We start from the raw sequence: 20,675 nt of genomic DNA, 5'->3' as shown, positions 1-20,675 counted from the left end.
AGTTGACTCCGGCAGTGCGGACAACGCCGGCCAGCGGGCGACGCCAGTAGGCGGGCAACGGGCGGCGGCGGGGTGACGAAACCTTCACCACCCCGCCGCTGTTCGTCCTCAACTCCACAGGCATAGTGGGGTGCTGTGTCCGCGATCTCCGCACGGGGCTCACATCGGACCTGACAAGCTCATGACATATTCGCTTCATCGGGGGTAACAGCACCATGCGTTCCACACGTCCGTCATCCACGCGGAGCCGGGGCCGTCGCAACGTCCTCGCCGCTACGGGGCTCGCCGCGGCCCTGGCGCTCACCGCCACGGCCTGCGGCCCGAGCGACGACAAGGCGAGTGACAAGTCGGGCGCCTCGGCTTCGCAGGGAGCCGACAAGGGATCCGACGGCCAGCTGCCCGGGGGCATAGCCGACCAGCTCAAGAAGCACGGCATCGACCCGGACAAGTGGAAGAACGGCGCCTGGAAGAACTGGGACAAGGACGACTGGCTGCGCGAGGCCAAGGACTTCGTCAACCCGGTCATCAAGGACCACTGGAAGCCCGAGCGGATGAAGTCCGCCAAGGACCCGGACAAGACGATCGCCGCGAAGGACGCGTCGGCCGACCAGGGCACCACGGACCCTGAGCCGCAGCCCGTCAAGGCCGTGCCCGAGAAGACCCCGTACCACGAGAACGCCGCCCCGGTCGGCAAGGTCTTCTTCGACTCGCCCGAGGGTTCGATGGTCTGCTCCGGCACCGTCGTGAAGGACCCGCGCAACCCGGGCAAGTCCAACCTCGTCTGGACCGCGGGCCACTGCGTGCACGCGGGTGCGGCGGGCGGCTGGTACCGCAACATCGCCTTCGTCCCGGCCTACAACGACCTGGGCAAGTCCGAGGCGCAGCTGCAGAACGCCGCCCAGCAGGAGGTCGCCCCGTACGGCACCTTCTGGGCCGACTGGGCCTCGACCTCCAACGAGTGGATCGACACGGGCGCCGAGTCGGGTGGTGCGGGCGCTCCGTACGACTACGCGGTGCTGCACGTGAAGCCGGAGCAGGGCTCCAAGTCCCTTGAGGAGACTGTCGGCAACGCGCTGCCCGTCGACTTCTCCGAGCCCTCCGTCCAGTCCGTGGCCAGCATGGGCGCCTGGGGCTACCCGGCCGCGCCGCCGTTCAACGGCCAGCTGATGCACAAGTGCATCGACCGTCCGGGCCGCCTGTCCCTCAGCCCCGACATGCCGACGATGTACCGCATCGGCTGCACCATGACCGGCGGTTCCTCCGGTGGCGGCTGGTTCCGGATGGTCGACGGGAAGACGGAGCTGGTGTCGAACACGTCGATCGGCCCGGCCGAGAACACCTGGCTGGCCGGACCGCAGCTGGGCAAGGGCGCCCAGCAGGTCTTCGACACGATGAGCGAGAAGTACGGCAGCCAGTAACCGCCGGCTTCACCGAACGAACGAGGGCCCGCCCCCAGGAAGTTGGGGGCGGGCCCTCGCCGTCGGCACGATGCCTGGCTGCTGCCGGAGCGTCAGCTCGCGGCCGCCGCCAGGAGGTACGGCGCGAACTCGGCGGCGAGTTCCTCGTGCACCCGCGCCTTGAGCAGGGTGCCGTCCGCGGTGTGCTCCTCGGAGATCACCTCGCCATCGGCGTGCGCACGCGCGACCAGCTGGCCGTGCGTGTACGGAACGAGCGCGTCGATCTCGACCTCGGGACGCGGCAGCTCGTCGTCGATGATCGCGAGCAGCTTGTCGAGGCCGAGCCCGGTGCGGGCCGACACCGCGATCGCGCGCTTCTCGACGCGCAGCAGCTGCTGGAGGACGAGGGGGTCGGCCGCGTCCGCCTTGTTGATCACCACGATCTCGGGCACCTGGGTGGCGCCCACGTCCCGGATGACCTCGCGCACGGCGGCCAACTGCTCCTCCGGCGCCGGGTGCGATCCGTCCACCACGTGCAGGATCAGGTCGGCGTCACCGACCTCCTCCATCGTGGAGCGGAACGCCTCGACGAGGTGGTGCGGCAGGTGCCGTACAAAACCGACCGTGTCGGCCAGTGTGTAGAGACGGCCGCTGGGCGTCTCGGCCCTGCGGACGGTCGGGTCGAGGGTGGCGAACAGGGCGTTCTCCACCAGGACACCGGCGCCCGTCAGGCGGTTGAGCAGGGAAGACTTGCCCGCGTTGGTGTATCCGGCGATGGCCACCGAAGGCACCTTGTTGCGGCGCCGCTCCTGGCGCTTGATCTCGCGGCCCGTCTTCATGTCCGCGATTTCCCGGCGCATCTTCGCCATCTTCTCGCGGATCCGTCGCCGGTCCGTCTCGATCTTGGTCTCACCGGGACCACGGGTGGCCATGCCGCCACCGCCGCCGCCACCCATCTGCCGGGAGAGCGACTGACCCCAGCCGCGCAGCCGCGGCAGCATGTACTGCATCTGCGCGAGGGCGACCTGGGCCTTGCCCTCTCGGGACTTGGCGTGCTGGGCGAAGATGTCGAGGATCAGGGCGGTCCTGTCGACCACCTTGACCTTGACGACGTCTTCGAGGTGGATGAGCTGGCCGGGGCTGAGCTCACCGTCACACACGACGGTGTCGGCTCCGGTCTCGAGGACGATGTCGCGCAGCTCCAGTGCCTTGCCCGAGCCGATGTACGTCGCGGCGTCGGGCTTGTCGCGGCGCTGGATGACGCCGTCGAGCACAAGGGCGCCGGCGGTCTCGGCGAGAGCGGCCAGCTCCGCGAGGGAGTTCTCCGCGTCATTGACCGTTCCCGAGGTCCACACGCCGACGAGCACGACCCGCTCCAGGCGGAGCTGTCGGTACTCGACTTCGGTGACGTCCTCGAGCTCGGTGGAGAGGCCCGCGACACGGCGCAGGGCCGCACGCTCGGAGCGGTCGAACTGGTCGCCGTCCCGCTCTCCGTCGATCTCGTGGCTCCAGGCGACGTCCTCTTCCATCAGGGCATCGGCCCGAAGACCTTCGGGGTTGTTCTGCGCGAAGCTCTGCGCGTCCTGGGAAGGGGAAGAAGAGGAGGTCATTGGATCCTTACGTCGAGGTGTTCGGAATGTCTGACGGCCCGCGCATGACAGCGTGGTCCTTCGACTGACACAACGTCCCGGGCCGTCCGTAGATTCCCGGGCCGGCCGCGCCGCCGACCTGAAGATGGTCGCACGGCACGGCCCGTCTCGTCACCCGACTTAATGCCCGCCGGCGCGGGCCCCGAAGCGTGTCCCGCCTGGGCTGTTCGCCGCCGGTCGACGGCCTATCCCTTGACCGGCTTCGCCTTCTCCACCGGCGCCGACTTCCAGTCCGGGTGCCCCGGCATCGGCGGCGTCTTCTTGCCGTACAGCCAGGCCCGGAAGAAGCCCTGGAGATCGCGGCCGGAGGTCTGCGAGGCGAGGCTGATGAAGTCCGCCGTGCTCGCCGTGCCGTCACGGTGTGTGCGCACCCAGTCGCGCTCCAGCCGTTCGAAGGCCGGGGTGCCGATCTCCTGGCGGAGCGCGTAGAGCACGAGGGAGCTGCCGTCGTAGACCACGGGCCGGAAGAGGCTGATCTTCTGGCCCGGCCTCGGGCCCTTGGGGGCGGCGGGCGGGCCACCCGCGGCGCGCCAGCCGTCCGAGGCCCGGTAGGCCTCGCGCATGCGCTTGGCCATGGACTGGTGCCCCTTCTCCTGGGCGTAAAGGGCCTCGTACCAGCTGGCGTGGCCCTCGTTCAGCCACAGGTCGGACCAGGTGCGCGGGCTGACGCTGTCGCCGAACCACTGGTGCGCCATCTCGTGGACCATGATCGAGTCGATGTACCAGGCGGGGTACGCGGGCTCCGTGAAGATGTCCTTCTCGAAGAGGGAGAGCGTCTGGGTCTCCAGCTCGAAGCCGGTCCGGGCCTGGGCGATCAGGAGGCCGTAGTTCTCGAAGGGGTAGCGGCCGACCTTCCCTTCCATCCAGGCGAGCTGGGCGGGTGTCTTCTTGAGCCACGGTTCGAGGACCTTGCGGTCCTTGGCGGGCACCACGTCACGGACGGGCAGCCCGTGCGGCCCCTCGCGGTGCAGCACCGTGGAGCGACCGATCGAGACCTGCGCCAGCTCGGTGGCCATGGGGTGGAGGGTGCGGTACGACCAGCTGGTATCCGCGCCGCGGCGCATCTTCAGGAAGGGCACCCCGTTGGCGACGACCGTGAGCGCCTTGGGGGCGGTGACCCGGAACGTGAACCGGGCCTTGTCCGAAGGGTGGTCGTTGCTCGGGAACACCCGGTGCGCGGCGTCGGCCTGATTGGCCATGGCGAGACCGTCCTTGGTCTGCACCCAGCCGCCCTCCTCCTTGCCGGGTACCGGGTTGCTGGTGTGCCGCACGGTGATCTCCAGCGGGGCACCTTCCGGCACGGCGCTCTCGGGCGTGACGACCAGGTCCTCGTCGCTGGTGTCGAACCGCGCGGGCCTGCCGTTGACCTCCACGGAGCGGACGGTTCCGTGCGAGAAGTCGAGATTCACCTGCTCGAGGCGGGCGGTCGCCGTGGCGTCGATCTTGGTGACGGCGTCGAGCGGCTTCTTGTTGTCGCCGTGGTACGTGAACGCGATGTCGTACGACTCCACGTCGTAGCCCGGATTGCCGAGGTGCGGGAAGAGCCGGTCGCCGATGCCCAGCGGGACGGCCGCCGGCGGAGCGCTCGCGGCGAGGAGTGCGGTGGAGGCGGCCGCGGCGACGAGCGCGGTGCCCATGCGGATGGTGCGGGGGGTGAGCAGCATGAACTACGGCTACCAGCGTCCGCGTCCGGACTCCGGCGGGACGCGCCACACCCACCCGAATGAGGCCCTACGAGGTGGTCTGGGCGGGGTGCTGTGCGCGGCTGACGTCGTACACCCCTGCGATGTTGCGCATGGCGCGCATGAGTCCGGGGAGCGTTGTCGCGTCGGGGAGTTGGAGCGTGTAGGTGTGGCGTACGCGGCCCTGGGTGGGCGGTTCCACGGTCGCCGAGATCACGGCGACGCTCTCCAGGGCGATGGCTTCGGTGAGATCGGCCAGCAGATGCGGCCGGCTGAACGATTCGGCGATCAGGGACACCCGGCACTCCGTGGTGTCGCCCCAGTGCACGCCGACCTCGGCGCGTCCCGTGCTCTTCATGCGCGCCACACCATGACACTCCGCGCGGTGCACGGTCACGACACCGCCGCGTACGGCGAAGGCGGTCACCTCGTCGGGCGGTACGGGCGTACAGCAGCCCGCGAGGCGGACTGAGGCGCCCGGCTGGTCCACGACGGCGTTCGCCTCGGCGAGGCGGCCCGCGGGCGCGCCCTGAGGCGTCCTGGGAGCCGACTCCGGGGCGCGCCTGTCCTCGGGCTCGGGCTGGGGCGTGGCCGGGTGGGTCGCGAGCCAGCGCCGGATGGCGATTTGCGCGGCGGGTGTGCGGGCGTGGTCGAGCCAGTCCCTGGAGGGCTCGGAGGCGGGGTCCTGGCCCATGAGGAGCTGGACGGTGTCCCCGTCACTCAGGACCGTGCTGAGCGTCGCCAGCCGGCCGTTGACCCGGGCTCCGATGCAGGCGTGCGCGTCCTCGCCGTACTGGGCGTACGCGGCGTCGACGCAGCTGGCGCCCGCGGGCAGGCCGAGCGTGCCGCCGTCCGGCCGGAAGACGGTGATCTCGCGGTCCTGGGCGAGGTCTTCGCGCAGCGTCGACCAGAAGGTGTCCGCGTCCGGGGCGGCCTGCTGCCAGTCGAGGAGGCGGGAGAGCCAGCCGGGCCTGGTCGGGTCGGCACGCTCCCCCATTCGGTCCGTCTGCTCGTCCGCGGGAGGAGCGTAGGGATTGCCGAGCGCGACGACTCCGGCCTCGGCGACCTTGTGCATCTGGTGGGTACGGATGAGGACTTCGGCGACTTCGCCGTCACCGCGCGACACGGCTGTGTGCAGCGACTGGTACAGGTTGAACTTCGGTACGGCGATGAAGTCCTTGAACTCCGAGACGACGGGCGTGAAGCACGTGTGCAGCTCGCCGAGCACCCCGTAGCAGTCGGCGTCCTCACCGACGAGTACCAGCAGGCGCCCGAAGTCCGCTCCGCGCAGCGTTCCCCGCTTGCGTCTCGCGCGGTGCACGGAGACGAAGTGGCGTGGCCTGATCAGCACTTCGGCCGCGATCCCGGCGTCCTTCAGGACAGCACGCGCGTCGTCGGCGATCTCCGTGAGCGGATCGGTGCCCCGCGCGTCGTTGGCCGCGATGAGCTCGCGGGTCTCCGCGTACTCGTCGGGGTGCAGGATCGCGAAGACGAGGTCCTCGAGCTCGGTCTTGAGTGCCTGGACGCCGAGGCGTTCGGCGAGCGGGATGAGGACGTCGCGGGTGACCTTGGCGATGCGCTCCTGTTTCTCGGGGCGCATCACGCCGAGGGTGCGCATGTTGTGCAGCCGGTCGGCGAGTTTGATCGACATGACGCGCACGTCGTTGCCGGTGGCGACGAGCATCTTGCGGAAGGTCTCGGGTTCGGCGGCCGCTCCGTAGTCGACCTTCTCGAGCTTGGTCACGCCGTCGACGAGATAGGCGACCTCTTCGCCGAACTCCGCACGCACCTGATCGAGCGTCACCTCGGTGTCCTCGACGGTGTCGTGGAGGAGGGACGCGGTCAGGGTCGTCGTCTCGGCGCCCAGCTCGGCGAGGATCAGCGTCACGGCGAGCGGGTGTGTGATGTAGGGCTCGCCGCTCTTGCGCATCTGTCCCCGGTGGGAGGACTCGGCCAGGACGTACGCCCGGCGCAGCGGCTCCAGGGGCGCTTCGGGGTGGTGGGCACGGTGGGCCTCGACCACGTGGCCGATCGCGTCGGGCAGCCGGTTGCCGTCGGCGGGGCCGAGGAGCGCGGCCCAGCCGATGCGGCGCAGGTCGATCCGGGGACGGCCGCGCCGACGGTGCGCGCCCGGTGTGATCGGGCCCGGCGTAGCGGGATTGGTCGCCTCCGCACTCATGAGCACCTCCGGCTGCGTCGACCGGCGGCGGTCTGCGGGGTTCCCGCCCGGGCCGGTGCTTGATGCTACCGAGCCCATCACGTGGAGCAGTCCCCCTCTCGCCCAGCGTGAAACGGATCACCCATTCGAGCGAACGTTCAGGGGTTTACGGTTTCGAGACCCGCCAGCCAGTCCGTGTCGATCTCTCCCTCGGCGACGATCACCGCGGGTCCCGTCATCTCGATCTCGCCGTCGGCACGCTCCGTGATCACGAGCTGTCCGCCGGGCAGGTCCACGGCGTACGTCACCGGCGATCCGGTGACCGCCGGGTCCAGGCCGTCCCTGCGGGCCGCCGCGACAGCCACGGCGCACGCGCCCGTGCCGCACGAGCGGGTCTCGCCCACGCCGCGCTCGTGGACCCTCATGGCGACGTGGCGGGGGCCGCGGTCGACGACGAACTCGACGTTCACCCCGTCCGGGTAGGCCGTGGCCGGGGTGAAGGGCGGGGCCGTGAAGAGGTTGCCGGCCTGGGCGAGGTCGTCCACGAAGGCGACGGCGTGGGGGTTGCCCATGTTCACGTTGCGCGCGGGCCAACTGTGGTCGGCGACACTGACGGTGACATCCCCTTCGGGGAGGAGGGCCTTGCCCATGCCGACCGTGATGTCGCCCTCCTTGTCGATGTGCACGCTCTTCACGCCTCCGCGCGTGGCCACCGCGAGGTCGCCCTCGCCGACATGGCCGGCGTGCTGGAGGTAGTGGGCGAACACCCGCACGCCGTTGCCGCACATCTCGGCGATCGAGCCGTCGCCGTTGCGGTAGTCCATGAACCACTCGGCTTCGGAAGCCAGGTGCCGCGCGTCGGGGTGGGCGGCGGAGCGCACCACGTGCAGCAGGCCGTCGCCGCCGATTCCGGCGCGACGGTCGCACAGGGCCGCGACGGCCGTCGGGGGCAGCTCCAGGGCGTTCTCCGGGTCGGGGACGATCACGAAGTCGTTCTCGGTCCCGTGACCCTTGAGGAAGGCGATCCGCGTGCTCATTCCTCGATCGTACGGGGTGGCGCCGACAGCCCGTCGGGACGGCCCGGTACGTGGACGCCGACGCCGCAGATGCGCGTGCCGGCCCCCGCGAGTCCAGCCTGATCCGAGCGAAAGGCCCTAGCGCAGGCGGGCGACGCGCCACACGGCGAGGACGGCGACGGCGGCGACCACGACCGCGTACGCGCCGACGACCCGCCAGTCCGGGCGCCGGCCCGATCCGCGGGCCGGGAAGCCGGGCCAGGTGTAGCCCACGCGGCGCGCGGCCATCATTCCCCAGCCGGCGGCGCAGGAGCTGATCAACAGCCCCAGCATGGCCACTACGGCCCCGCCGTCCCCGAATTCGAAGAAGAGCGGGAACGCGAACATCAGGGAGCCGATCGCGGAGAGGATCACGATGGGCGCGAGCTGCCACAGGCGCAGGCGGCGCTGCGGGCGCAGCTCCACCTCGACCTCGGCGCCCCCGGCCTGCGATGCGAGCTCCTCGGCCGTGGGGCCGTCGGCGATCACACCGTCCGGGGTCGCGTCCGGTCCGTCAGGGCTCAGCTGTTCCCCGCCGGGTGCGGTGTCACGAGGGCCGGCCTCCATCGCCACGCGCCCTCCCACTTCGGACTCCACTGGTCGATCGATGGTCGATGATGGCACGCTCCCAGGGGCCACGATGACGGCCGGAGCGTCCCGATGCCATCACGTGATCAGGCTGTGACCGGTCGTTCGATCAACGTCATTGCCCGGGCCGGGAGTTCCCCGCGTTCGGCCGCCGCGCCGCTGAGCCAATGGACGCGCGGATCGCGCCGGAACCAGGAGTCCTGACGGCGCGCGAAGCGCTTGGTGGCGCGGACGGTCTCGGCGCGCGCCTCGTCCTCGGTGCATTCCCCCGCCAGCGCGGCGAGCACCTGCTGGTAGCCGAGCGCACGCGACGCCGTACGCCCTTCCCGCAGGCCTCGCGCCTCCAGGGTGCGCACCTCGTCCACGAGCCCGGCGTCCCACATGCGGTCGACGCGGGTCGCGATGCGCTCGTCGAGTTCCGGGCGCGCCACGTCGACGCCGATCTGGACGGTGTCGTAGACGGACTCGTGGCCCGGCAGATTGGCCGTGAAGGGCTTGCCCGTGATCTCGATCACTTCGAGGGCGCGGACGATGCGGCGGCCGTTGCTCGGCAGGATCGCCTGGGCGGCCCCGGGGTCGGAGACGGCGAGGCGGGCGTGCAGGGCGCCGGAGCCGCGCAGGGCGAGCTCCTCCTCCAGGCGGGCGCGCACCTCGGGGTCGGTGCCCGGGAACTCCAGGTGGTCCACCGCCCCGCGGACGTAGAGGCCGGAGCCGCCGACCAGGACGGGCCAGCGCCCCTCGGCGAGCAGCCGGTCGATCTCGGCACGGGCGAGCTTCTGGTACTCCGCGACGCTGGCGGCCTCGGTGACGTCCCAGATGTCCAGGAGGTGGTGCGGGACGCCGCCGCGTTCCTCGGGCGTCAGTTTGGCGGTGCCGATGTCCATCCCCCGGTAGAGCTGCATGGAGTCGGCGTTGACGACCTCGCCGCCGAGTTCCCTGGCGAGAAAAACGCCCAGATCGGACTTTCCGGCCGCAGTGGGTCCGACGACGGCGATGACCCGCGGAGCGGGAGCTGCACTACTCACCGCCCCAGTCTCGCAAACGTCGGAACCTGTTCCCGAACGAGCTACGTGACGCCGCAGGTCCGGGGTCGTTCCCTGTTGCGAGGTTCCGACCGCCGGTTTCGAGTGCCTCAGGCCCGGGCGACGCAATCGGACGCACCGGGCGGCGCGGGATTTCGCCCGCACGAGTAACGTATGGAGTTGAAATGGGTGTTTTCGCCATGTTTCGCCGGAAGTCGAAGGGCGCGGAGAAGGCCACGGAGGAGGCCTCAGCCCCTGAGGCGCAGGCCACCGCTCTGAAGGCCGAGCCCGAGGCCGAGCACTCCTCCCCCGGGACTTCCGGGGCTGCCGACACCTCCTCGGCCTCCGATGCCGCGGCGCCGGAGGCGTCCACGGAGGCTGCCGACACCCCCGAGCCCGCCGCCGCTGAGCCCGTGGAGATTCCCAAGCAGCAGTCCGCGGAGCAGGTGGCCGACAGCGAGGCCGGTGAGGGCGCCCGCAAGTAGTCATCCGCGAGTGAAGGTGAACCCATGGGCATCCTGGACACGTTGAAATCCAAGCTCCACAAGGACAAGGCCTCTGACCTCGCGCGGCAGCACGGGGACAAGATCGACCAGGGTATGGACAAGGCCTCGAAGACGGCCGACGAGAAGACCCAGGGCAAGTACAGCGACCAGATCCAGACAGGCACCAGCAAGGCCAAGGACTCCATGGACCGCTTCGGGCAGCGGGGTCAGGACAAGGGCGGCGGCGCACCGCCGCCTCCCCCCGCCTCCTGAGGCGCGCTACCAGCACATTGCGGACGGCCGCGGAGCCTTTTGTGGCTCCGCGGCCGTCGCCGTTCGTGCGTGGTGCCGCCGTTCGCCGGCAGGCGCCGGCCCGCTTAGAGCAGGCTCTCCCCCGACTGTGTGTGCGCTCGTGTCTACGACCAGCCGGCGACGAAGTAGCCCACTCCGTAGGGGGCCTCCTCGTACAGGACCTGCCAGTTGCGGTCCTCGTCGCAGGCTGCCGTGGCTGCCGTGAGGACCTGCCACGGGGAGCGGCCGGAGACCTTGAGTTCGCGGGCGAGGTCGGCGTCGAGGCTCGCGAGGAATCCGTCGCGGTCGCCGTTGCCCAGGGCCTGGGCGATCGACGCGTCGACCCCTTCGGCACGGTCGTCCAGGTAGCCGGGGGCCTTGACGCTGCGGCAGGCCGTCCCGTCGCCCATGACCAGGAATCCCACGCGGTCGGCCCGCGCCGCGAGGTGCACGCCTTCCTCGCCGTTGGCGGGCCAGGACCTGTCGCCCTCGGCCTCGTAGCCCTCCACAGGGCCGGTCCACCCGGCGCGGTCGAGCAGCCAGGCGCCCACCGTGAGCGACAGGGGCAGCCGGTCCGCCGGCGCCTCGGAACCCTCGGGAGCCACGCCCAGACGGAATTCACGGTCCAAGCCGAACGGCTGGAAACCGCCCGTGGCGCCCTGCTCGTGCGTGCGGGTCACCGGCCCTTCGCCGACGACCACGATCAGGTCGGGCCGGGCGGCCAGGACCGCGCGGACCGCCTGGTCACAGGCCGCGCGCGCGGCGTCCAGCTCGGGGGCCGCACCCGCGGCGACCTCGGGCACGAGCAGGGGCGGGCAGGGGCAGACGGCGGCGGCGACAAGCATGATCGGCAGCCTACTGCGCCTCGTGGTGCACCCAGGGAGTGGTGCCGTCAGTTGACGGCACCACTCCCTGGGTGTGGTGCCGTCAGTTGACGGCGCAGCCGCCCGTGGCCGCCGGCAGCGGGGCCGGGACGCCCACCGAGGGCAGGCCGAGCATGACGCCCTGCTTCTGCTCGGGCTCCGCGTTCCGCTTCTCCCAGGCGTCACCCGCGCGCGTGCGGCGCACTTCGAGGACGTCGCCCTCGGCGAGCAGGTGGTGCGGGGCCGCGTAGGTGATCTCGACGGTGACCACGTCACCGGGGCGCACCTCGGTGTCCGGCTTGGTGAAGTGCACCAGGCGGTTGTCGGGGGCGCGGCCGGACAGGCGGTGCGTGGCACCGTCCTTGCGGCCCTCGCCCTCGGCGACCATCAGCTCCAGGGTGCGGCCGACCTGCTTCTTGTTCTCGTCCCAGGAGATCTCCTCCTGGAGTTCGACCAGGCGCATGTAGCGCTCCTGGACGACCTCCTTGGGGATCTGGCCCTCCATGGTCGCCGCCGGAGTCCCGGGCCGCTTGGAGTACTGGAACGTGAAGGCGTTCGCGAAGCGGGCCTCGCGGACCGCGTGCATCGTCTGCTCGAAGTCCTCCTCGGTCTCGCCGGGGAAGCCCACGATGATGTCCGTGGAGATGGCGGCGTGCGGGATCGCGGCGCGCACCTTCTCGATGATCCCGAGGTAGCGCTCCTGACGGTAGGACCGGCGCATCGCCTTCAGGACGGTGTCCGAGCCGGACTGCATCGGCATGTGCAGCTGGGGCATCACGTTCGGCGTCTCGGCCATGGCGGCGATCACGTCGTCGGTGAAGTCGCGCGGGTGCGGGGACGTGAAGCGCACCCGCTCCAGGCCCTCGATCTTCCCGCAGGCGCGCAGCAGCTTGCTGAAGGCCTCGCGGTCACCGATGTCCGAGCCGTACGCGTTCACGTTCTGGCCGAGCAGGGTGATCTCGCTGACGCCCTCGCCGACGAGCGCCTCGATCTCGGCGAGGATGTCGCCGGTCCTGCGGTCCTTCTCCTTGCCCCGCAGGGCGGGCACGATGCAGAAGGTGCAGGTGTTGTTGCAGCCGACGGAGATGGAGACCCAGGCCGCGTACGCGCTCTCGCGGCGGGTCGGCAGCGTGGAGGGGAAGGCCTCCAGGGACTCGGCGATCTCGACCTGCGCCTCCTCCTGGATGCGGGCGCGCTCCAGGAGGACGGGCAGCTTGCCGATGTTGTGCGTGCCGAAGACGACGTCCACCCACGGGGCCCGCTGCACGATGGTGTCGCGGTCCTTCTGCGCGAGGCAGCCGCCGACGGCGATCTGCATACCGGGCCGCTTCGTCTTCATCGGCGCCAGGCGGCCGAGATTGCCGTACAGCTTGTTGTCCGCGTTCTCGCGGACGGCGCACGTGTTGAAGACGACGACGTCGGCGTCACCGTCGGCGCCCTCGGGCGCACGGACGTATCCGGCGTCCTCAAGGAGGCCGGAGAGCCGCTCGGAGTCGTGGACGTTCATCTGGCACCCGTAGGTGCGCACCTCGTACGTCTTGAATTCTTGAACGTCCACTGCCTGGCTCCGGTCGCTGCTGGTCATGCACTCCAGGGTAGGCGGTGCCGGGAGCCACTTTGCTCCTGCCGCCCGACCCCGGGATTCATCCCACAACGGTCCAGGTGTCACCTCCGGCCAGCAGCTCGCTCAGCTCGCCCTTTCCGTTCTGTTCGATGGCTTCGTCGAGCTGGTCGGACATCTGGACGTCGTAGACGGGCCGCTCGGTGGAGCGGAAGACGCCGATGGGTGTGTGGTGCAGGGTGTGGGGGTCGGCCAGGCGGGACAGGGCGAACGCGGTGGTGGGCGAGGCCGCGTGTGCGTCGTGGACGAGGATCTGTGACTGGTTGTCCTCGTTCACGTCGACGACCTCCAGGTCACCGGTCAGCGGGTCCCGCACGACGCCCTTGGCGAGGTCGGTGCCGAAGCGGATCGGCTGCCCGTGTTCGAGGCGGATGACCGCCTCCTCGGCCTGCTGCTTGTCCTTGAGGACTTCGAAGGCGCCGTCGTTGAAGATGTTGCAGTTCTGGTAGATCTCCACCAGCGCCGTGCCGGGATGGGCTGCCGCCTGGCGCAGGACGTCGGTGAGGTGTCTGCGGTCGGAGTCGACGGTGCGGGCCACGAAGGAGGCCTCCGCGCCGAGTGCGAGGGACACCGGGTTGAAGGGGGCGTCGAGGGAGCCCATCGGCGTCGACTTGGTGATCTTGCCGACCTCGGAGGTGGGCGAGTACTGGCCCTTGGTGAGCCCGTAGATCCGGTTGTTGAACAGGAGGATCTTCAGGTTCACGTTGCGGCGCAGGGCGTGGATGAGGTGGTTGCCGCCGATGGACAGGGCGTCGCCGTCACCGGTGACCACCCACACCGACAGGTCCCGGCGGCTGGAGGCCAGGCCGGTCGCGATGGCCGGGGCACGGCCGTGGATGGAGTGCATCCCGTAGGTGTTCATGTAGTACGGGAAGCGGGACGAGCAGCCGATGCCCGAGACGAAGACGATGTTCTCCTTCGCCAGCCCCAGCTCCGGCATGAAGCCCTGCACGGCGGCCAGGATCGCGTAGTCACCGCAGCCCGGGCACCAGCGCACCTCCTGATCCGACTTGAAGTCCTTTGCCTCCAGGGCGACTTCGCTCTTGGGAACGAGGCTGAGCATCTCAGCCATGGATGGCCTCCTCGAGAGCCGTGGCGAGCTGCTCAGCCTTGAACGGCATGCCGTTGACCTGGTTGTAGGAGCGGGCGTCCACCAGATATGTGGCCCGGATCAACGTGGCGAGCTGACCGAGGTTCATCTCCGGGACCACCACCTTGTCGTAACGGCTCAGGACCTCGCCCAGATTGCCCGGGAACGGGTTCAGGTGCCGCAGATGCGCCTGCGCGATACGCTCACCGGCCGCACGCAGCCGGCGCACGGCGGCGGTGATGGGTCCGTATGTCGACCCCCAGCCCAACACCAGGGTGCCGGCATCACCCGACACGTCGTCGACCTCGATGTCCGCCACCTCGATACCGTCGATCTTCGCCTGACGGGTACGGACCATGAACTCGTGGTTGGCCGGATCGTAGGAGATGTTGCCCGTGCCGTCCTGCTTCTCGATCCCGCCGATACGGTGCTCAAGGCCCGGCGTGCCCGGGATCGCCCACGGACGGGCCAGCGTCTTCGCATCACGCTTGTACGGCCAGAACACCTCCGTACCGTCCGCCTCCGTGTGATTCGGACCCGACGCGAACTGCGTACGCAGATCCGGGAGTTCATCGATCTCCGGGATCCGCCACGGCTCCGACCCGTTCGCCAGATAACCGTCCGACAGCAAGAACACCGGCGTGCGGTAGGTGACCGCGATCCGGGCCGCCTCGATCGCCGCGTCGAAACAGTCGGCCGGCGTCCGCGGCGCGACCACCGGAACCGGCGCCTCACCATTGCGCCCGTACATCGCCTGCAGCAGGTCCGCCTGCTCCGTCTTCGTCGGCAGACCCGTCGAGGGACCACCACGCTGGATGTCCACCACCAGCAACGGCAGTTCGAGGGAGACCGCGAGCCCGATCGTCTCGGACTTCAGCGCCACGCCCGGGCCCGACGTCGTCGTCACCGCCAAAGAACCACCGAACGCCGCGCCCAGCGCCGCACCGATCCCCGCGATCTCGTCCTCCGCCTGGAACGTACGCACACCGAAATTCTTGTGCTTCGACAACTCGTGCAGGATGTCCGACGCCGGAGTGATCGGATACGAGCCCAGATACAACGGCAGATCCGCCTGCCTCGACGCCGCGATCAGCCCGTAGGACAGGGCCAGGTTCCCCGAAATATTGCGGTACGTACCGGTCGGGAACGCGGACGCGGCCGGCGCGACCTCGTAGGAGACCGCGAAGTCCTCCGTCGTCTCACCGAAGTTCCAGCCCGCATGAAAAGCCGCGATGTTCGCCGCGGCGATCTGCGGCCTCTTCGCGAACTTCGACCTGAGGAACCTCTCCGTGCCCTCCGTCGGCCGGTGATACATCCACGACAGCAGCCCCAGCGCGAACATGTTCTTCGAACGGCCCGCGTCCTTGCGCGACAGCTCGAACTCCTTGAGCGCCTCCACCGTCAGCGTCGTCAAAGGCACCGGATGCACATGAAAGCCGTCCAGCGAACCGTCCTCCAGCGGCGACGTGTCGTAACCGACCTTGGCCATCGCCCGCTTGGTGAACTCGTCCGTATTGACAATGATCTCCGCACCACGCGGCACATCCGCGATGTTCGCCTTCAACGCCGCCGGATTCATCGCCACCAGCACATTCGGCGCGTCACCCGGCGTGAGGATGTCATGGTCCGCGAAATGCAACTGGAACGAAGAAACGCCCGGCACAGTCCCTGCGGGCGCCCGGATCTCGGCGGGAAAGTTCGGCAGCGTCGACAGATCATTCCCGAACGACGCAGTCTCCGAAGTGAACCGGTCACCCGTCAGCTGCATACCATCGCCCGAGTCACCCGCAAACCGGATGATCACCCGGTCCAGACGCCGTACGTCCTTCACGTTCACCGCTGCTCCCTGATCGGCTCCATGAGCTGTCTCTGCAACGCCAGTTCGGTCGAAGTCAGCGCGATGTCCGGACGGAGCCGCTCGGGGTGCCCCTGGGGCGGCTCGTCCAGACCCGGCTCGGGCCCGACCGGCGGTGGGCCCAGGGTGGACATCCCCAGCCAGATCCATCCCGCGGCGGTCAGCCAGTGGTAGATCTCGCGCAGGGCCTTGGAGACGATTCTCATGCGACCAGAGCCTCTGCCGGTAGGAGCGGCGTCCTGGTGCCGGCCGCCGCCGATGCGTCGTCGTCGCTCCACGTCCACAGCCGGGCGATCGCGTTCAGGTCCAGGTCGTGGCCCTCGGTCCACAGGCGGGCGGCCGCGTTGAGCACGGACTGCCGGTCGGCCTCCTGGGTGCCCGGACGGGCCGGGAGGAGCGGGCAGACCGCGCCGGCGCCGAGGCGGACCGAGCGGTGCCTGCGGGCGAAGGCGGTGAGCGTCTGGCGCGGGCCGGCCTCGATGAGGAGGACGTCGTCGGCCGCGAGGAGCTCGTCCAGGGCGTTGCGGAAGTGGACGGTGTCGGTGATCTGGTCGGCCCAGAAGCGGGGGCTGCGCGCGGCCTCGGGGCTCATCAGGGTGCCGGTGTAGCCGGAGTAGAGGGGCAGCTTCGGCTCGCGCAGCGGGATGTCGCGGTAGTCGATCTCGATCGCGTCGGAGGCGGGTGCCATCGCCGGGGAGTGGAAGGGGCTGGTGGCGGGGACCGTGACGACCGTGAGTCCGTCCGCGCGCAGGCGGTCGGCGACCTCGCCGAGGGGCTGGTCCGCACCGGCCAGCATCACTTGCTGGTTGGCGTTGACGGCCGCGATGCCCACCCCGTCCGTCAGGTAGGGGCGCAGCCTCTCCTCGCTCGCGGCGACGGCGAGCATGCCGCCGGCCGGGATCTTCACGGCCTCCCTGACGCGGGCCTGGACCATGGCGACGGCGTCGCGCAGGGAGACCACGCCGGCGAAGGTGGCTGCCACGAGTTCGCCCGCGCTGTGGCCGAGGAACGCCGTGGGGCGTACACCCCAGCTGAGGATCATGCGGCCCAGCGCGTAGTCGATCGCGAACAGCAGCGGCTGGGCGCGGCGTACGTCGTCGATGCCGATGGCGGCGCTCTGCGGGTTCAGCCAGTCGGCGCGTACCCGGGAGCCTTCCTCGCCCATGTGGGCCAGGGCCGCGTCGACGGCCGCGGTGAAGACCGGCTCGCGGCGGTAGAGACCGGCCGCCATGCCGGCGTGCTGCGAGCCCTGGCCGGGGAAGAGCAGGACGACGGGACGGCTGCGGGACACGTCGACGGCGCGGGCCTGGTGGACGGCGCGGGCGGCGAGCGTGGACACGGCGACGGCCGCGCCGCGTATCGGGCCGGGCTGTGTGCCGCAGGGCACGGCGGTCGGCAGCGCGGGGTACGCCTCGCGGTGGATTCCGCCGAGCATCGGCAGGAGTTCGGCGCGTACCCGGACCTCGTCGTCCGCGGTCCGGCCGGACCAGAGGATCAGACGGTGGCGGTCGGGGTCGGTGCCGCGGGGGTTCTGCCGTACGGGCCGCAGGGGCGGTGCGGCCTGCGGACTGTGGGGGGCCGTCACATCGAGTACGCCGAGGACGGCGTCCCCTTCGGCCACCGCTTCCGCGGCGCGCTTCACCGCGTACACGGTGATGGTCTGGGAGTCGGGTTCGCCGAAGCCCGCGACGAGGACCAGGTCGGCGGTGCCCTCGTGGAGTTCGTGGTGGGCGCGGCGCAGGGCCAGGCCGGCGGTGGCCGCCGTCCGGACGGTGAAGCCCTCGTGCTCGGCCCCGAGTCCGGGGTCGACGGCGGAGGATCCGATGAGGACGACGGTCCGGGCCGGCAGGTCCTCGGGGGAACGGCCGAAGGCGCGCAGTACCGCCGAGACGGCGGTGGCCGAGGCCACGACCGGAGCCTGCTCCTGCGGAGCCGGGCCGGGGCTGACGATCAGCCGGCGGACCACCGCACTGTGAGACGTGAGTGACATGTTCCCTCCTCGTGGACCGTGGCTCGGCCGCATGGATGTCAAGGGATCGGGGCACGGAGCGGCCGCCCTGCCTGCCGGGGGAACGAAGGCAGGGCGGCCGCGGGGTGTCCGGCTCAGGCGGCGGGCGTCCGGCCGGAGTTGATGAGGGCGAGGAGCGCGCCCGGGGTCTCCGCGTCGACGACGGCGTCGTCGGGGATGCTGATGCCGTAGTCGCGCTGGATCTCGCCGATGACCTGGAGCAGGGCGAGGGAGTCGTAGCCGAGTTCTATGAACGGCGTGTCGATGACATCGCCGTCGAGGTCGACGCCCTCTTCCTCACCCGCGCTCTCGCGGAGCATGCGGGTCAGGTCGGCCAGGGTCACGGTGGCGGTGGAGATGGTCATGGTTGGTGCCGTCCTCTCGGTTGGGCTCGCTGATGCGGCGGGGTGTGGCGACTGCGAAACGGTTCAGGCGGTGCGGCGCACCACGAGTGCGGCGTTGAAGCCGCCGTGGCCGCGGGCGAGGACGAGTGCGGTGCGCAGATCGGCCTCGCGTGCTTCGGTGACCAGGTCGATGGTGTGCTCCGGTGCCGGAGCGGTGACGTGGACGGTGGGCGGGACGACTCCGTCGCGCAGGGCGAGCAGCGCGGTCGCCGCGTCGAGGGCGGCGCCCCCGGCGAGGAGGCGGCCGGTCATCGTCTTGGGGGCCGTGACGGGGACGCCGGCCGGCCCGAACAGCTCGGTCAGCGCCTGGGCTTCGGCCCGGTCCAGGTCCGGTACGCCGGCGGCGTCCGCGAAGACGACGTCGATGTCGCCGGGGGTGATCCCGGCGTCGGCGAGGGCGTTCTCGGCGGCCCTGCGCAGTCCGGGCGGGCGGCCGGTGCCGGGGGCCGGGTCGAGGGTCGCCGCGTATCCGGCGATCTCGCCGTAGACGTGCCCGGCGCCGCGCGCGGCGGCCGAGCCGGCCTCTTCGACGAGCAGGATGGCGCCGCCCTCTCCCGGGACGTATCCGCCGGCCTCGGCGGCGAACGGGAGGTAGGCCCGGGTGGGGTCGTCGACGGTGCTCATCAGGCCTGAGGCGATCTGCGGCACCCAGCCCCAGGGGCAGATGGCCGCGTCGACGCCGCCCGCGATGACGGCGGGGAAGCCCTTGCGGATGTGCCGCCGGGCGTGGCCGATGGCGTCGATGCCGCCGGCCTGCTCGGTGAGCAGGACGCCGCTGGGGCCGCGCAGCTTGTGCCGGATGGAGATCTGTCCGGTGTTGACCGCGTAGAACCAGGCGAAGGACTGGTAGGCGCTGACGTACTCCTTGCCCTTGCTCCACAGGTTCTGGAGTTCGCGCTGGCCGAACTCGACGGCTCCGCCGGACGCGGCCGTGACCACGCCGATGCCGTACTCGGGGAGTTCGTCGGTGTCGATCCCCGCGTCCTTCAGCGCCCAGTCCGCCGCGGTCAGCGCGAGGCGCGTCATGTGGTCGGTCTGCGGCATCAGCCGGCTGGGGATGTGCTCCTCGGCGACGTACCCGGTCACCTCGCCGGCGATGCGGGACGGGTACTGGGCGGCGTCGAAGCGGGTGACGGGTCCGAGGCCCGACTCGCCGGCCAGGGTGGCCTTCCAGAACTCCTCGGTGCCGAGGCCGTTGGGGGCGGTGATCCCCAGGCCGGTCACGACGGCGGTCATACGGTCCTCCTGTCCGGGCGGGCCAGCACCATGGCGCTCTGGAATCCGCCGAACCCGCTGCCCACGCTGAGCACCACGTCGGTCTGCTGCTCGCGGGCGACGAGCGGGATGTAGTCGAGGTCGAGCTCGGGGTCCGGCTCGTGGAGGTTCGCGGTGGGCGGCAGGACGCCGTGTTTCATCGCGAGGGCGCAGGCGGCGATCTCCAGGGAGCCGATGGCTCCGAGCGAGTGGCCGATCATCGATTTGATGGAGCTCACGGGAGTGCGGTAGGCGTGCTCGCCGAGGCTGCGCTTGAAGGCGCCGGTCTCGTGGCGGTCGTTCATCTTGGTGCCGGAGCCGTGGGCGTTGATGTAGTCGACCGAGTCCGGGGCGAGCTGCGACTCGGCCAGGGCGGCGTCGATGGCCTCCGCCATTTCGAGGCCGTCCGGCTTGAGGCCGGTCATGTGGTACGCGTTGCAGCGGGAGGCGAACCCGGAGATCTCGGCGTAGATGTGGGCACCGCGACGCTTGGCGCTCTCCAGTTCCTCCAGGACCAGGATGGCGGCGCCCTCGCCGAGGACGAGGCCGCTGCGGGTCTTGTCGAAGGGCCGGCAGGCGCTCTCCGGGGTGTCGTTGCGGGGTGTGGTGGCGAGGATGGCGTCGAAGCAGGCCGAGGTGATCGGCGAGATGGGCGCCTCGGTGGCACCGGCGATCATGACGTCGGCCGTGCCCTCGCGGATGAGTTCCACGGCGTGGCCGAGGGAGTCGAGACCGGAGGTGCATCCGGTGGACACGACCGCGGCCGGCCCCTCCGCCCCGGCGGCCCTGCCGACCTCGGCGGCCAGCGAGCTGGGCACGAAATGCCGGTACAGCTCGGGTACCGCGTACTCGTGGTCGACGTTCCACTTGCGGCCGCCGTCGCTGACGACGGCGTACTCGCGCTCCAGGCTCGTGGTGCAGCCGACCGCGCTGCCGACCGCCGTGCCGACACGGCCGGGGTCGAGGGCGGAGATCTCCAAGCCGCTGTCGGCGAGGGCCTCACGGGTGGAGACGACCGCGAACTGCGCGGCCCGGTCGAGACGGCGGGTCTCCTGCTGGGAGAGCCCGGCGGCGAAGGGGTCGAAGTCGACCTCGGCGGCTACCTGCGAGCGGAACGGTGAGGGATCGTAGAAGGAGATCCGGCGGGTGGCGGTACGGCCCGCGGTGAGCAGTTCCCAGTACTCCTTGACACCGACCCCACCCGGGGCCACGACGCCCAGGCCGGTGATGGCGACTCTGCGCATGGTCTACCT

At 70.6% G+C, this 20,675-nt stretch carries 17 protein-coding genes; 3 read left to right on the top strand and 14 right to left on the bottom strand.

Going from position 1 to position 20,675, the window contains the following annotated elements; translation table 11 throughout:
- The first annotated feature begins 215 nt into the window (after positions 1 to 215).
- Positions 216 to 1,418, top strand: a complete 1,203-nt coding sequence (locus tag LGI35_RS31930; protein WP_227297759.1) for a trypsin-like serine peptidase — start codon at positions 216 to 218, stop codon at positions 1,416 to 1,418.
- Positions 1,419 to 1,510: 92 nt separating this feature from the next.
- Here LGI35_RS31930 and hflX read toward each other — a convergent pair whose 3' ends face one another.
- From hflX to miaA, 6 genes are all read right to left on the bottom strand, one after another.
- Positions 1,511 to 3,007, bottom strand: a complete 1,497-nt coding sequence (gene hflX / locus LGI35_RS31925) for a GTPase HflX (RefSeq protein WP_227297758.1) — start codon at positions 3,005 to 3,007, stop codon at positions 1,511 to 1,513.
- A 224-nt stretch (positions 3,008 to 3,231) separates the two neighbouring features.
- Positions 3,232 to 4,710, bottom strand: coding sequence for a M1 family metallopeptidase (locus LGI35_RS31920; protein WP_227297757.1), 1,479 nt, complete (start codon positions 4,708 to 4,710; stop codon positions 3,232 to 3,234).
- Between the two features lie 67 nt (positions 4,711 to 4,777).
- Positions 4,778 to 6,907, bottom strand: a complete 2,130-nt coding sequence (locus LGI35_RS31915; RefSeq protein ID WP_227297756.1) for a RelA/SpoT family protein — start codon at positions 6,905 to 6,907, stop codon at positions 4,778 to 4,780.
- A 137-nt stretch (positions 6,908 to 7,044) separates the two neighbouring features.
- Positions 7,045 to 7,923 carry a diaminopimelate epimerase gene (gene dapF / locus LGI35_RS31910; protein WP_227297755.1) on the bottom strand — a complete coding sequence of 293 codons (879 nt, stop codon included), beginning with the start codon at positions 7,921 to 7,923 and terminating at the stop codon, positions 7,045 to 7,047.
- Positions 7,924 to 8,040: 117 nt separating this feature from the next.
- The gene (locus LGI35_RS31905) at positions 8,041 to 8,508 is read right to left on the bottom strand and encodes a hypothetical protein (RefSeq protein ID WP_227300606.1); all 468 of its coding nucleotides are present in this window, start codon (positions 8,506 to 8,508) and stop codon (positions 8,041 to 8,043) included.
- Positions 8,509 to 8,615: 107 nt separating this feature from the next.
- Positions 8,616 to 9,554, bottom strand: a complete 939-nt coding sequence (miaA, locus tag LGI35_RS31900; RefSeq protein ID WP_227297754.1) for a tRNA (adenosine(37)-N6)-dimethylallyltransferase MiaA — start codon at positions 9,552 to 9,554, stop codon at positions 8,616 to 8,618.
- Between the two features lie 182 nt (positions 9,555 to 9,736).
- Between miaA and LGI35_RS31895 the strand changes: the two genes are divergently transcribed.
- Together LGI35_RS31895 and LGI35_RS31890 are read left to right on the top strand one after the other, a co-directional pair.
- Positions 9,737 to 10,036 (top strand): hypothetical protein, encoded by a 300-nt coding sequence (locus LGI35_RS31895; RefSeq protein WP_227297753.1) that lies wholly within the window; start codon positions 9,737 to 9,739, stop codon positions 10,034 to 10,036.
- A 24-nt stretch (positions 10,037 to 10,060) separates the two neighbouring features.
- The gene (locus LGI35_RS31890) at positions 10,061 to 10,309 is read left to right on the top strand and encodes an antitoxin (RefSeq protein ID WP_227297752.1); all 249 of its coding nucleotides are present in this window, start codon (positions 10,061 to 10,063) and stop codon (positions 10,307 to 10,309) included.
- Positions 10,310 to 10,452: 143 nt separating this feature from the next.
- Here the strand turns inward: LGI35_RS31890 and LGI35_RS31885 are convergent, their stop codons facing one another.
- The 8 genes from LGI35_RS31885 to LGI35_RS31850 form a co-directional block, all read right to left on the bottom strand.
- The gene (locus tag LGI35_RS31885) at positions 10,453 to 11,172 is read right to left on the bottom strand and encodes a class III extradiol dioxygenase subunit B-like domain-containing protein (RefSeq protein WP_227297751.1); all 720 of its coding nucleotides are present in this window, start codon (positions 11,170 to 11,172) and stop codon (positions 10,453 to 10,455) included.
- An 82-nt stretch (positions 11,173 to 11,254) separates the two neighbouring features.
- The gene (gene miaB, locus LGI35_RS31880) at positions 11,255 to 12,775 is read right to left on the bottom strand and encodes a tRNA (N6-isopentenyl adenosine(37)-C2)-methylthiotransferase MiaB (protein ID WP_227297750.1); all 1,521 of its coding nucleotides are present in this window, start codon (positions 12,773 to 12,775) and stop codon (positions 11,255 to 11,257) included.
- 58 nt (positions 12,776 to 12,833) lie between these two features.
- Positions 12,834 to 13,883: a 2-oxoacid:ferredoxin oxidoreductase subunit beta gene (locus tag LGI35_RS31875; protein ID WP_227297749.1), complete on the bottom strand. Its 1,050-nt coding sequence runs from the start codon at positions 13,881 to 13,883 to the stop codon at positions 12,834 to 12,836.
- Complete coding sequence (locus LGI35_RS31870) at positions 13,876 to 15,906, bottom strand: 2-oxoacid:acceptor oxidoreductase subunit alpha (protein WP_227297748.1); 2,031 nt, start codon at positions 15,904 to 15,906, stop codon at positions 13,876 to 13,878. The genes LGI35_RS31875 and LGI35_RS31870 overlap by 8 nt, the downstream gene beginning before the upstream one ends.
- A 52-nt stretch (positions 15,907 to 15,958) precedes the next feature.
- The gene (locus tag LGI35_RS31865; protein WP_227297747.1) at positions 15,959 to 17,746 is read right to left on the bottom strand and encodes an acyltransferase domain-containing protein; all 1,788 of its coding nucleotides are present in this window, start codon (positions 17,744 to 17,746) and stop codon (positions 15,959 to 15,961) included.
- A gap of 113 nt (positions 17,747 to 17,859) precedes the next feature.
- On the bottom strand, positions 17,860 to 18,129 hold the full coding sequence (locus tag LGI35_RS31860; RefSeq protein ID WP_116509045.1) for an acyl carrier protein: 270 nt from the start codon (positions 18,127 to 18,129) through the stop codon (positions 17,860 to 17,862).
- Between the two features lie 63 nt (positions 18,130 to 18,192).
- The gene (locus tag LGI35_RS31855) at positions 18,193 to 19,404 is read right to left on the bottom strand and encodes a ketosynthase chain-length factor (protein ID WP_227297746.1); all 1,212 of its coding nucleotides are present in this window, start codon (positions 19,402 to 19,404) and stop codon (positions 18,193 to 18,195) included.
- The gene (locus LGI35_RS31850) at positions 19,401 to 20,666 is read right to left on the bottom strand and encodes a beta-ketoacyl-[acyl-carrier-protein] synthase family protein (protein WP_227297745.1); all 1,266 of its coding nucleotides are present in this window, start codon (positions 20,664 to 20,666) and stop codon (positions 19,401 to 19,403) included. Before LGI35_RS31850 ends, LGI35_RS31855 begins: the two co-directional genes overlap by 4 nt.
- Between the last annotated feature and the right edge of the window lie 9 nt (positions 20,667 to 20,675).

The sequence above is a fragment of the Streptomyces longhuiensis genome, from assembly GCF_020616555.1.
GTDB classification, from domain to species: Bacteria; Actinomycetota; Actinomycetes; order Streptomycetales; family Streptomycetaceae; genus Streptomyces; species Streptomyces longhuiensis.
This window is presented reverse-complemented; position numbering and strand designations above follow the sequence as displayed.